The sequence below is a fragment of the Lactobacillus sp. Sy-1 genome, from assembly GCF_019303535.1.
Lineage (GTDB): Bacteria > Bacillota > Bacilli > Lactobacillales > Lactobacillaceae > Nicoliella.
Genome location: NZ_JACCIU010000001.1, coordinates 1,027,586 through 1,040,828, shown reverse-complemented (window position 1 = coordinate 1,040,828; position 13,243 = coordinate 1,027,586). Strand labels below are relative to the sequence as shown.

12 protein-coding genes are annotated in these 13,243 nt (G+C 43.8%); 10 read left to right on the top strand and 2 right to left on the bottom strand.

Annotated features, from left to right (window positions below; translation table 11 throughout):
- Positions 1–32 precede the first annotated feature (32 nt).
- Entirely contained in the window at positions 33–1,184 is a 1,152-nt protein-coding gene (locus tag HZL42_RS04380; protein WP_219054456.1) for a class I SAM-dependent RNA methyltransferase, read from the top strand.
- Positions 1,177–2,289 (top strand): FAD-binding oxidoreductase, encoded by a 1,113-nt coding sequence (locus tag HZL42_RS04375; RefSeq protein WP_219054455.1) that lies wholly within the window; start codon positions 1,177–1,179, stop codon positions 2,287–2,289. Before HZL42_RS04380 ends, HZL42_RS04375 begins: the two co-directional genes overlap by 8 nt.
- On the opposite strand, the gene HZL42_RS04370 is transcribed toward HZL42_RS04375, so the two are convergent.
- The gene (locus HZL42_RS04370) at positions 2,277–2,693 is read right to left on the bottom strand and encodes a ribonuclease HI family protein (RefSeq protein WP_219054454.1); all 417 of its coding nucleotides are present in this window, start codon (positions 2,691–2,693) and stop codon (positions 2,277–2,279) included. The genes HZL42_RS04375 and HZL42_RS04370 overlap by 13 nt on opposite strands.
- A gap of 35 nt (positions 2,694–2,728) precedes the next feature.
- Between HZL42_RS04370 and HZL42_RS04365 the strand changes: the two genes are divergently transcribed.
- The 7 genes from HZL42_RS04365 to HZL42_RS04335 all read left to right on the top strand — a co-directional run bounded on the left by HZL42_RS04365 (position 2,729) and on the right by HZL42_RS04335 (position 10,452).
- A complete protein-coding gene (locus HZL42_RS04365; RefSeq protein WP_219054453.1) occupies positions 2,729–3,118 on the top strand; it encodes an EbsA family protein in 390 nt (129 codons plus the stop codon).
- 15 nt (positions 3,119–3,133) lie between these two features.
- On the top strand, positions 3,134–4,795 hold the full coding sequence (locus HZL42_RS04360) for a formate--tetrahydrofolate ligase (RefSeq protein WP_219054452.1): 1,662 nt from the start codon (positions 3,134–3,136) through the stop codon (positions 4,793–4,795).
- 17 nt (positions 4,796–4,812) lie between these two features.
- Positions 4,813–5,286 (top strand): signal peptidase II, encoded by a 474-nt coding sequence (gene lspA, locus HZL42_RS04355; protein WP_219054451.1) that lies wholly within the window; start codon positions 4,813–4,815, stop codon positions 5,284–5,286.
- A complete protein-coding gene (locus HZL42_RS04350; protein ID WP_219054450.1) occupies positions 5,286–6,188 on the top strand; it encodes an RluA family pseudouridine synthase in 903 nt (300 codons plus the stop codon). The genes lspA and HZL42_RS04350 overlap by 1 nt, the downstream gene beginning before the upstream one ends.
- Positions 6,189–6,303: 115 nt before the next feature.
- The gene (gene pyrR, locus HZL42_RS04345) at positions 6,304–6,840 is read left to right on the top strand and encodes a bifunctional pyr operon transcriptional regulator/uracil phosphoribosyltransferase PyrR (protein ID WP_219054449.1); all 537 of its coding nucleotides are present in this window, start codon (positions 6,304–6,306) and stop codon (positions 6,838–6,840) included.
- Between the two features lie 26 nt (positions 6,841–6,866).
- On the top strand, positions 6,867–7,940 hold the full coding sequence (locus tag HZL42_RS04340; RefSeq protein WP_219054448.1) for a carbamoyl phosphate synthase small subunit: 1,074 nt from the start codon (positions 6,867–6,869) through the stop codon (positions 7,938–7,940).
- Between the two features lie 7 nt (positions 7,941–7,947).
- On the top strand, positions 7,948–10,452 hold the full coding sequence (locus HZL42_RS04335; RefSeq protein WP_219054447.1) for an ATP-grasp domain-containing protein: 2,505 nt from the start codon (positions 7,948–7,950) through the stop codon (positions 10,450–10,452).
- Between the two features lie 46 nt (positions 10,453–10,498).
- On the opposite strand, the gene HZL42_RS04330 is transcribed toward HZL42_RS04335, so the two are convergent.
- Positions 10,499–12,214, bottom strand: coding sequence for an NFACT RNA binding domain-containing protein (locus HZL42_RS04330; protein WP_219054446.1), 1,716 nt, complete (start codon positions 12,212–12,214; stop codon positions 10,499–10,501).
- A gap of 131 nt (positions 12,215–12,345) precedes the next feature.
- Between HZL42_RS04330 and HZL42_RS04325 the strand changes: the two genes are divergently transcribed.
- Positions 12,346–13,212 carry a DegV family protein gene (locus tag HZL42_RS04325; protein WP_219054445.1) on the top strand — a complete coding sequence of 289 codons (867 nt, stop codon included), beginning with the start codon at positions 12,346–12,348 and terminating at the stop codon, positions 13,210–13,212.
- The last annotated feature ends 31 nt before the right edge of the window (positions 13,213–13,243 follow it).

Below are 13,243 nucleotides of genomic sequence, written 5' to 3'. Positions count from 1 at the left end.
TTTTTTATACCGATTTTTTAAAGGAGACTAACATGCAAAAATTTAACCTAATCGCTACTTGCGCAGCTGGAATTGAGGCACTAGTAGGAAGAGAACTACGGGACTTGGGTTATGAGACCCAGGTCGAAAATGGCCGGGTCCGTTTTCAAGGGGCTGTAAAGGATATTTTGAACGCAAACCTTTGGTTACGGACGGCAGATCGAATTAAAATCGTTGTTGGTGAATTTAAGGCGTTTACATTCGAAGAATTATTTGAAAAGACCAAGGCGTTAGACTGGGGTACCCTGTTACCAATGGATGCTGAATTCCCAATGGAAGGCCGCTCCAAAAACTCGAAACTCCACAGTGTTCCAGATGCCCAATCAATCGCTAAAAAGGCGGTGGTTAGCAAGTTAGCCGATGTATACCATCGGCGGACTCGGTTCCCAGAAACCGGAGCTAAGTTTCCACTAGAAGTGGTGATTAACAAGGACCGTGTAATGTTGACCCTTGATACGACTGGCTCTAGCTTATTTAAGCGCGGGTACCGAATCGAAAAGGGAATCGCCCCGTTAAAGGAAAACATGGCGGCCGCGTTGATTATGCTAACTAGCTGGAAACCAGACATGCCATTTTGGGACCCAATGTGTGGTTCCGGGACCCTCCCAATTGAAGCTGCTTTGATTGGCCGAAATATCGCCCCTGGTTTTAACCGTGATTTCCAATGTGAAAGTTGGGACTGGGTGCCAGATGAATTAGCGGAACAGGTTCGAAATGAAGCCGACGAGAAGGCTGATTATGATACAGAACTACAAATTTATGCTTCCGATATTGATGGGAACATGGTCGAAGCAACTAAACACAACGCTCAAGAAGCGGGACTAGCTTATGATATTCACACCAAACAACTAGCGGTTCAAGACTTTAAGACCAATCTCTTGAACGGGGTAATCGTTGCTAATCCCCCATATGGGGAACGGATGAGTGATAAGGAAAGTATCATTCGTTTGTACCAACAAATGGGCCGGGTATTTAAACCAATGAAGACGTGGTCGAAGTACTTCTTAACTAGCGACTTAGAATTTGAACAGCACTATGGTGAAAAAGCGACTAAGAAACGGAAGTTATATAATGGTTCGCTAAGAACGGATTACTTCCAATACTGGGGGCATCCCGACTTTAGAAAGCGACATCAAGATGCCTAAATCACAAGTGGCAATTATCGGTGGGGGGATCATGGGCAGTACGGTTGCGTACTACTTAGCGACCACCCCGGGATGGCGCGATTTTTCTGTGACCCTGTTTGACGATGGCATTGGACAAGCAACTAAGGCTGCTGCTGGAATTATTTCACCGTGGTTATCCAAGCGTCGGAATAAGAAATGGTACCGTTTGGCACGAAGTGGGGCAGCGGTTGTAAATCAAATTGCGACTGAGACCCAGATGGATGCAATGACCTATTGTCAATCCGGGACCATCATTACTAGAAACACGGATGAACGGGTTGCCGAGCTACTGGAGTTGGGGCGGCAGCGAATTACGGACGCACCAATGATGGGAACGTTAAAGAAGTTAACTGCTGAGCAAGTCAATGAAATGATTCCAATGCTCGATAATGCCTTGCCGGGACTATTGATTACCGGGGGGGCACGGATTGATGGGGCGCGCTATGCGGAGCATTTATTAAAAATTGCCGCTGGACGGAACCTTTCTAGCAAAAAGCAAAAAGTTACTTTAACTAAAAACAAAAATAAAATCAACATCAATAATCAAGAATTCGACCGCGTTATCATCTGTACTGGGGCCTGGATGCAATCCACAATCGCCCCGCTTGGTTTCAACTTAAAGGTCCGCCCCCAAAAGGGCCAATTAATTCGACTCCATTTGAACCACCCAGTTGCTTTTGATCAAATGCCGGTTCTAATGCCAGAGGGAGAACGGGACCTAATTCCCATTAACCACAACCAAGTGATCATTGGTGCGACCCATGAAAATGATATGGGATTTGACCTTGCTCCTAGTGAAGTGGTAATTGAGGATCTATTAGCCAGTGCTCAACGGTTAATTCCTGAAGTGGACCGTTCCAATATTGACGAAGTAAGGGTGGGGACCCGGGCATACACTGATGACTTCGCACCTTACTTAGGGTCGCTTCCCAGATTTGAGCAGATACTAATAGGGGGTGGACTCGGTTCATCCGGGTTAACAACGGGGCCCATGATTGCTAAACTGTTAGCCACGGCCGTAATTAACCAAACGCATCCCGATTGGTCTGAGTATACTAAGCCACTAACGGACTATTTACTCTGATGGAGTGCTTGTTGGGCTAATTCATGAGCCCCCATATTTGCTGATTCTGGAATCCATTGGTTCATTACTAGCTGAAAGTTGGCTTCTAGTTGTAAAATTGTATCAACAAAAGACTGGTAGTGCTTAGCATATTGTTTATCTAAACTATCCGCTAAAATTTTGCTATCAGTGTAGTAAAAAACAATGGTTTTACTTAAATCATCATCCGGAACTCTTTCAATCAAAGCCCTCAATCCTGCAATACAGGTTGAAAATTCAGCGGTATGATTATCATGAGCATCCGCTAGCGGCACCTTGAGCTGTGTTTGGTGGCCCTGATTTAAAATCAAAATGCCACCGGCACTTTGATCATGTTCTTGATCACCATGGTTTAATGTTGCTGCATCGGTATATAGTTTATACATTGGTTTAACACTCCATTCGAAAGGATCTAAATTTAATGATAACGCCAAAGAGAACGTTTTTTTACCAGCCAAACCCGCTAACGTCCACCATTTGCTGGAGTTGGACGTTTGTATTATTACTATTAGGGGTTATTTTTTGGCTAGAAGTTACCCAATTTTCTTGGATTACCCTATTCTTTTTTGTTTTATTTGGGTTTATTAGCACGTTTCAAATTATATTTCGAAAAATCACAATTGAAAACAGTCATTTTAAGGTCGGGCACGTTATGAACCCGAATTGGTTAGATATTGACATGCACGAAATTAATAACCTGCGAGCGCATAAATTTACGTTAAGCTTTGATTATCAACAACGCCACTGTATTTTTATGCTTCCAGCCAATTCCGTAATTGAAATCAATGGTATAATAAACGCATATCAATAAGTGGGGTGGAAAATTTTGAAAACAGATATTGAAATTTCTCAAGAAAGCCAATTATTACCAATTGGTAAAATTGCTAGTAAGTTAAATTTAACCGACCAACAAATCGAGCCTTACGGACACTACAAGGCCAAGATTACGTTACCGGTCGCTGATCAATCAACCAAGGGAAAGTTAGTTTTAGTAACTTCCATTAACCCAACTGCGGCTGGGGAAGGAAAAACAACCATGGCAGTTGGGCTAGGGGACGCCTTAAGCGAATTAAATTATAAGACGGCCCTTGCGTTGAGAGAACCATCCCTAGGTCCCGTAATGGGCATGAAGGGGGGCGCTACCGGTGGGGGATACTCACAAGTAATTCCAATGGAAGACATCAATCTACACTTTACTGGTGACTTCCATGCCCTTACCGAAGCCCATGATACCCTTTCAGCATTAATTGATAATCACATTCACCACGGAAACCAATTAAACATTGACCCTCGGCAGATCACATGGAAACGGGTCTTAGACATTAACGACCGTGAACTACGGCACACCGTAATCGGATTAGGGGGCCGGACTTCCGGTGTCCCACGTGAAGATGGCTTTGACATTACGGTTGCTAGTGAATTGATGGCCATTCTGTGCCTGAGTCGCAATATTCAAGACCTCAAGGAACGAATCAGTAAGATTTTAATTGGGTACACTTATGATCGTAAACCCGTTTACGTTCGTGATTTAAAGGTTCAAGGAGCATTAACGTTGCTATTAAAGGATGCCATCAAACCCAACCTAGTGCAAACGATTGAACACACCCCTGCATACATCCACGGTGGCCCGTTCGCCAACATCGCCCATGGTTGTAATAGTATTATTGCGACTAAGGCGGGCCTTAATACTGCTGATTATACCGTTACCGAATCAGGATTTGGTTCTGACTTAGGGGGCGAAAAGTTCATGGACATCGTTGCCCCACGGTTAGGCAAAGCCCCTGATGTAGTAGTAATCGTTGCAACAATTCGGGCATTAAAGCTTAACGGTGGAGCTGATAAGAACGATTTAGCAACCGAGGATCTAGCTGCATTGGCAAAGGGTTCTGCTAACTTAGGCCGCCACATTAAGGCAATGAGTCGTTACGGTAAAAAAGTAATTGTTGCCATTAATAACTTTGCTAGTGATACCGAAGCAGAAATCAACCAATTAAAGCAGTACGTTGATGATAACTTTGCAATCCCTAGCGTTACTTGTTATGAATGGGCACAAGGTGGTAAGGGCGCAGTTGACCTAGCAAAGTTAGTAGTGCTTGCTGCTGATCAGGAAACTCAGTTTAACCCGCTTTACTCTGTTGAAGATTCAATTGAAACTAAAATCAATAAAATTGTGACTGAAATTTACGGGGGCAATGGAATTGAGCTTTCCAGTAAAGCCCAAAAACAACTCAAACAAATTGTCCAAAATGGTTGGGATAAGCTCCCAGTATGTATGGCTAAGACTCAGTATTCACTTACTGATGACGCCTCCATTCATGGAGCACCAACCAACTTTAAGATCCACATTCGTGAATTTCAAGTGAAACTAGGGGCTGGGTTTATCGTTGCCTTAACTGGAAACGTATTAACAATGCCAGGGCTACCTAGTCATCCAGCAGCACTGGATATGGATATCAAGGATAACGGTGAAATTACCGGATTATTCTAAACGAAGGGACGTTTCGAATGCCTTTTATATACATGATAGGCCTCTTGATCGTATTAATCGGTGCCGATCAAGGAATTAAGGCCTGGGTCTCAGCGACAATGACGCAGGGCCAAAGTGACACACTGATTCCAGGAGTATTATCGTTGACCAACCTCCATAACCATGGTGCAGCATGGAGTATGCTGCAGGGCAAGATGAACTTCTTTTTAATCATCTCAGTAGCTGCCGTGTTAGTAATGGGGTATTACCTGATTAAATTCAGAAAAAGCCGGGGCTACTCATTTACAATTGTATTCTTACTTGCGGGAACAATCGGTAACTTTATTGATCGAGGAATCCATGGCTACGTTGTTGACATGTTTCAAGTTGATTTGAACCTCCCGTTTTTAAACTTCGTGTTTAACTTTGCGGACGCATGTTTAACGTTTGGGGTCATCATGTTGTTGATCATGCTCTGGCGAAGCGAAAAGTTAGAAAGTGCTAAATCATAATGGATAGTCAGTTTCAAATTACTAACCAGTCCGGTCGGATCGACAAAGTCTGCGCAGAACTAGAACCCCAGATCAGTCGTTCGCGGGCCAAGGAGTTAATTAAGGAGTCCCAAATCTTAGTTAATGATGCGCCCGTCAAACCCAAATATGAAGTCAAACCGGGCGATCGAATTCAAATTACGATTCCAGAGCCTAAAAAATTAGACCTAGTGGCTGAAGCCATCCCACTAGCCATCGTCTATGAAGATGATGACGTGTTAGTGGTGAATAAGCCCCAGGGGATGGTCGTTCATCCCGCTCCGGGCCACCCAGACCACACGTTAGTCAACGCATTGTTGTACCATACGCCGTTGTCCAACATTAACGGGACGCTTCGTCCGGGAATCGTCCACCGAATTGATAAGGATACTTCCGGGCTCTTAATGGTTGCGAAAAATAACTTAGCACATGAATCACTTTCTAAACAGCTCAAGGATAAGACCAACGTTCGCAAGTATATCGCATTGGTGCACGGAGTGATCAAGGATGACCGCGGGACGGTGGATGCGCCAATTGGGCGCGATAAAAAGGATCGAAAGAAACAGGCGATTGTTGCTGATGGTCGGCATGCGGTAACTCACTACCGGGTGTTGGAAAGGTTTGCGAACTACACGCTAGTGGAATGCCAATTAGAAACCGGTCGGACCCACCAAATTCGAGTTCACATGAAATCGATTGGGCACCCGCTAGTGGGGGATCCACTGTACGGCCCCCGAAAGACAATTGCCGGAAACGGTCAATTTCTCCATGCGGCTGTATTAGGCTTTAAGCACCCTAGAAGTGGGGAACAATTGTTATTTTCAGCTCCACTGCCCACAATCTTTGAAAAAACGCTTACTCAATTGCGTCATCGTCAGCATTAACATTGACAAACCAGGCAATTTAAAATATTCTGATATTATATTAACCACTGGAAAAATGGTTGCTGTTCGAGTAATCGAATTAGCAGCCTTTTTTAATAAAAGGAAGGACGATAAAATGGCAAAAGTAATTATCGATAAAATGGCAATGCAACGTGCATTAACAAGAATAACCTATGAAATCATTGAAAAGAATAAGGGCATCGAAGACCTTGTGATCGTCGGAATCAAGACCCGCGGAATCTACCTAGCAAAGCGAATTGCCAATCGACTCCAACAACTAGAAAACGTTGAAGTTCCGGTGGGGGCGTTAGATATCACTAAGTATCGTGATGATATTGAACATGATAGTGCAAAGGAGACTCCGACTGTGGTTGCTAGCGGCGATCGGGTCTCAGTTGAAGGCAAAAACGTCATCTTAGTGGACGACGTATTGTATACTGGCCGGACCATTAAAGCGGCCCTAAGCGCCATTTCAGAACTGGGCCGTCCTAATAGTATTCGTTTGGCAGTCCTAGTTGACCGGGGCCATCGGGAGTTACCAATTCGAGCTGACTTCGTTGGCAAGAACATCCCCAGTGCCCAGAACGAAAAAATTCAAGTTTCAGTTCAAGAAATCGATAAGCGTGACGCTGTTGAAATCGTCAACAAATAGGGCTGAAATTGGATGGGAGCATTAAAATGACAAAACGTTATTTAATATTAGAGGATGGCTCATCATATCCCGGCGAAGCATTTGGTGCATTGGCCACCACCACCGGTGAAATAATCATTAATTCAAATATGATGGGGTACCAAGAATCCATTACTAATCCAATTTATCATAATCAAATCATTGTGTTTACCCAACCCACCATCGGAAACGTAGGGATTAACCATAAAAGCTATGAATCAATCGTTACCAGTATCAAGGGGGTCATCACCCGTGAATACTCTGATACCACCCTCAATCATCAACACAAGCAATCATTGGATACATTCTTAAAACAACACGAAATCCCGGGAATTGAGGGGATCGATACTAGAGAACTAGCCCATCGGATCACGAAAAAGGGAACCATGAAGGCCAGCATCGTAGACGTTGATGATGAGCATGCGTTTGACCAGTTGAACGCCACCGTTTTAACCAACCAGCAGGTATCACAGGTCGCCACTCCCAAGCCATACCCTAATCCGGGCAATGGCTTTAATATCATCGTAATTGACTTTGGCTTAAAGCAGGGGATCTTAAGGCGCCTAGATGAACGTGATTGCAATGTAGTGGTGGTGCCTTGGGATACTTCGGTAGAACGCATCTTAAGTTTGGATCCGGATGGAATTGTGATTTCAACCGGTCCCGGGAACCCTGCCGACCTGCCTAAGTCGATCATTAAAACGATTCAATCATTGCAGACCCAGTTCCCACTACTAGCAATTGGTCTTGGCCACGAGTTATTCGCAATCGCGAACAACGCGAAGGTTTATAAATTAGAGACCGAACACCACGGAAGCAACCATCCTGTAAGAAAGATCATTACGAACCAGGTAATTTATGTTTCCCAGGCACAGGGGTATGCCGTTGATTACGATTCAATCGACCGCAACACGTTGATTACGACCTATATTGATCTTTACAACGGGACCGTTCAAGGATTACGGCACCGTGATTATCCCGCCTTTTCAGTTCAATTTTCGCCAGATGGTGAGCCGGGACCCACAATTGCATCCGATATCTTTGATGAATTTTTAGAAAATATTGGCTCACAAAGGAGGTAACCACAACGTGATTAATCAAAACATCAATAAAGTCCTAATAATCGGCGGTGGTCCTTCCAAAGTGGGGCAGGAAAACGAGTTAGATGCCGCTGTTTTCCAGACCATCGTTAGTTTTAAACGGGTCGGGGTGAAGAGTATTGTGATCGATGATAATCCATATTCGATTGCGACGACCGAAATTCAACCAGCTAGTGCTTATATTGAAGCGGTAACCTTAGATAACGTAGTTGCAATTATTCAAAATGAGGGGCCCGATGCGATTCTGCCTACCCTTGGAGGCCCGAATGCGATTAAAATTTGCCAAAAGCTAGTTGAAATGAAGATCCTTGCTAAGTACTCCGTTGAGCTCTTAGGACTCTCCAAGGCGGCCCTGAAGTTAATTGGCAATCCATTGCGTTTCAGCCAACTAATGAAGGAAGTCCAAGAACCAATCATCTCATCGACGATCGTTCATTCAAATGCTGAAGCCTTTGACCTGGTCAGACAGGTCGGCTTTCCAATCATCGTAAAGCCGGTCTTATCATCAATCAATAGCCGGCGGACGATTTGTAATAGTTTTGATGACTTGGAAATCGCGCTTAGTGAATCTTTTACTGATTCCACGTTGAATCGCTGTGTGATTGAAAAAAGCATTGTGGGGTACAAAGAGTTAAGTATCATTGGCATTAGGGATCCGAACGGAACTAAGTTGATTATTAATGGGGTTGAAGATATTGATGCCATTGGAATTCACTCTGGAGACTCAATTGCGGTTTCCCCAATTCAAACCATCACCGATTCGGTTTACCAGCGGCTTAGAAAGGCAACGCTCAACATCATGGAACAATTAGAGATCATCGGAGCTTGTGAGGTTAGTTTCGCGTTGAATCCGGATAACAATGATTACTTTGTTACTAAGGTCACTCCAAACTATAACCGCGGTTTCGCGCTAGCAACCCTGGCTACTGGGTACCCACTCAACTACGTTACGGCTCAATTAGTCCTTGGTAATGGTTTTGCCGATATTCACTTACCCCATGCCTATGCTAAGCTGACTACCTTTATGGAACCGTTGATGGACCGCATCTTAATTCGGATTCCTCTCTGGCCGTTCGACAGCCTCAAAACCGTTGATCAGCATTTAGACCAATCAATGAAATCGATTGGTTCGGCGGTAGGAATTGGGCGGACCGTTGAAGAGGCCATTTTAAAAGCAATGCGTAGTTCACAGTTCAATCCACGGGATGTCTTACCGAACATGGAAGAACTCAGCGATGATGAAATGATCAGCCAGTTGATTCATCCCAAGGCTAGCCGAATTTTAGTATTGATTGAGGCCTTACGGCGTAACTATCCGGTCGAAGACCTTTCCGAACTAACCAAAATCGATCCGTTTTACTTTAAACGGTTGCAAAAATTACTGGCCGTTGAAAACCTCGTTGTAAAAGAGCCGCTAACCGAAGAATCCCTTCGAACGGCCCACCGGAGGGGGTTTGGGGATGGTATGTTAGCAGCCGCTTGGCAAACCGATTTAGACAAGGTGCGCTACTTAGGCAAGTTGAAAAACAGCGTGCCAACCTATAAAATGATTGAACCATCGGCAGGGGAAGAAGCCCATTCAATTCGTTCGTTTTATAGTAGTTTTGAACGGGAAAATGAATCCCACCAGTTGTCAGACCGTTCGGCATTAGTGATTGGGCGAGGCGGTAACCGGTTAGGCCCAAATTCGGCTGCTGATTACTACACTTCGGAGGTCCTAATTCAAATGCACCGGTTGGGGTACAAAACGATTATCATGAATAATAACCCCAATTCAGTATCGCTCAGTCCGCAGTTGAGTGACAAACAGTATATTGAACCAATTCAGATTGGGGCCATTTTAAACATTGCTGAAATTGAAAAACCAGCTATCGTTGTGGTGCCGGGAAATCGGCACTACCTAGTTCGGCAGTTACGGCAGTATCCAGACCTAAAGGTGGTGGTGCTGCCACCTGATCAAGAAACCGGGGTCACGTTGCCGCAAAAAACAAGTTTTGCGATGAACTTTTTTGTCACTAAGGATGAAAGTCGGTTTATTAATACCGTCAAGCTAGCGTCTGGGAAGAACCACGAACTAAAGGACATTTCCCACCTGGCTTTTCCATATGCGATTGATGATGATAAGTTAGCCGGGCTAATTACAGATGCTAAGGAATTGATCAGCAGCTCCTATTGGAAAGGACTAGTACAAATCCTAGTGTTAGAAGACCAGGGCCTGTTCAAGGTCGTGGGGATTCGACCGATTCGAATTATTGAAACGATTTTTTTGAACCGGATTTCGAACGTTAATTGGATCAAAATGCTAGTTAAGTTGTACACCAATCAACTAACGACCGAAGACTTGAACAAAACCTTCAAGAATCTTTCGTTCATCCCGTTCGCAGAGATGAAACCTAAATTTCCATTTATCGACTTAAAGGTGGACCAAGAAGTCGGGTCCACGAATCAAGAGGTGGGGGCAGAAATCAACCTAGATCCCCCTGAAGATGAATAAAAGAGTGACGACTATGAAGAATATTTCATAGCTGCCACTCTTTTATTTATTGATTATTATTCGCCCTTAGTTGATCCACAACTTGTTTATTTGGGGTTACATACATGGTATTTTGCCCTTCATAGATAACAAATCCTGGCTTAGTTCCGTTCGGCTTTTTAACGTGCCGGACTTGAACGTAATCAACCGGCACGTTCGCAGAGTCACGACCTTTAGAGAAGTAAGCCGCTAGCATGGCGGCTTCTTCAATCGTTTGTTCACTGGGGGCAAACGAGCGAATGATAACGTGGGATCCGTGGATTTTTTGGGTGTGCAACCAGGTATCACGCTTATCAGCCATTTTAGTGGTCAAACGGTCATTTTGCAGGTTGTTTTTCCCAACTAGGATAACAGTGCCATCACTAGCCTTAAACTGTTCTGGTTGGCTAATTTGGCGTCTACTTGGTTTCTTTTTACTTTGGTGTTCGTGATCCCTTAGATAGCCGCCTTGTTGTAATTCAGCCTTAATATCAGCAAGGTTGCTAGGGTCTGCTAATTCAATCTGCGATAAAACCCCCTCAAAGTATTCTACCTCCGCGTTCGTAAGTTCAATTTGATGACTAACGAATTGAATCGCATTCTTCTTTTTTTGGTACTGCTTGAAGTACCACTGGGCGTTTTGAGAAGGGGTCTTGTCCGGTAATAAGCTGATTTTAAGCGGGTGGTTATCATCATAGAAGTTAGGGAGTTCGACTTGTTTAGCTCCGTGTTGGACTTGATTCAAATAGGTCGTTAAAATTTCCCCCTTAATGCGATAGTCATCCGCAAACTTAGTATCATCAAGTGTTTTAGTTAGCTTTTTTAACTTGGTCCGGTTTTTCTTGAGCTCGTTTCTAGTAACCTTAATCAAAACGCCCCCTTGTTCGCGGACCCGATCCCTTTGCGCCTTGGTTTGGTAGTAATCGTCCAATAGCGCACTTAGCGAATCATAGTGCTTTAATGAATCGGTAATTCCAATTGGATCAAAGGGTAAAAAGATCGGCTTATCACGGTCAATCAAGGTCGGCGTGGGGGTGTTAAATTGTTCAAAGAACTGCTTAAATAACTCCATTGATGAGCCCGATTGGTGCAAAAAGCGGGCTAATTGAGTAGCGGTATCCTTACCCAATCCTTGAAAGGTTTGGCGGAGTTTTTCCGAGAGGACATCCTGATTCGGAAACTCCCGGATGATTTGTGCTAACCGGGCTTCATCGGTAAATGTAAACGGATCCACTAAGTCCTGCTTCGGTGGATTAATGTATTCCGTTCCGGGAAGAACCGTCCGGTATCTACTTTTATCGGGGCCAATACGTTTAATGGCATCGATAATTCTGCGGTCGGAACCGTCCACTAAGATCACGTTACTATGGCGCGCCATGATTTCAATGATTAAGACCATTGATTTTAAATCGCCAATTTCATTGCGGACCGTAAAGTGAAACTGCATTACCCGGTCGTTGTCAGACTGAGTGATGGAATTCAATACACTTCCGCTGAGGTACTTTCGAAGCGTCATGGTGAAATTAGTGGGGACCGGGGGATTGACGTAGGGGATGTTGGTTACCTGTGCCCGCGCATAACTAGGGTTGGCTGATAACAATACCGGATAGCTGTTCCGGTTCGATCTGATTGTGATGATAATTTCATTTGGATAGGGTTGGTTAATCTTAGCAATTCGGCCACCCTTAAGCCAATCACTTAGTTCTTTTACCATTGAGTGGGTAAAACTTCCGTCAAAAGACACTTTTCAATCACTTACTTTCGGTATAGATGTATATTTCTATTATAACAAAAAACCGTTAGAATGATTATTTGAAAGGCCATTAATGGTATAATGAAAGTTAAAGTGTAATAATTTAAAGGATTGATGAAGACATGAAAATTGCAATTGTAACGGATAGTACCGCTTATCTTTCAAATGATGAGTTGGCAAAGTATAAAATTCATATCCTCCCAATTTCAGTTATTATTGATGGTCAAACCTATGAAGAGGGTGTCGACATTGATACGGCTGAATTCTATGAAAAATTACAATCTGCAAAGAACTTCCCCAGTACTGCTCAACCAGCAGCGGGGAAAATTATCGAATTATACGACCAATTAGCGCGGGATGGATACGATACCGTAATTAGTATTCACCTCGCTAGTACCATCTCAGGACTATACAACCAGTTAGTTGCCCTGGCCCCTACCATTAAGAACATTAAAGTAATTCCATATGATTCCAAGATCACCGTTAAATTAATGGGATACTTAGCTATCGCAGCCGCCCAGATGGTTACCGATGGCAATTCAGTTGATGAGATATTAACTGAATTAGACGCATTGCGGGCTACGATTGATGAAATTTTTGTGGTTGATGACTTAATGAACCTTGTAAAGGGGGGCCGGCTGTCAAATGCGGCGGGGATGGTTGGAAGCTTACTGCATATCAAACCGCTCCTTACCTTTGATGATCAAACCGATAAAATCGTGGCCTTTGACAAGGTCCGGACTAGAAAGCGGGCTTTGAAACGCGCCGAGGAGATTTTTAACCAACGGACCAGTAACCTGGACTATCCGGTGCGGGTCTTGATTATTAACGGTAATGATCAAGAACACGGTCAAATTTGGGCGGATAAAATTAAAGCATTAAGACCCGATGTGAAGGTTACGCAAAGCTACTTTGGCCCCGTAATTGGTGCTCACCTGGGGAATAAGTCACTAGCATTAGCCTGGATGCGTGACTTTGAGTTAAAATAATGATTATTGCTTAATTTATTTTAATCATGTA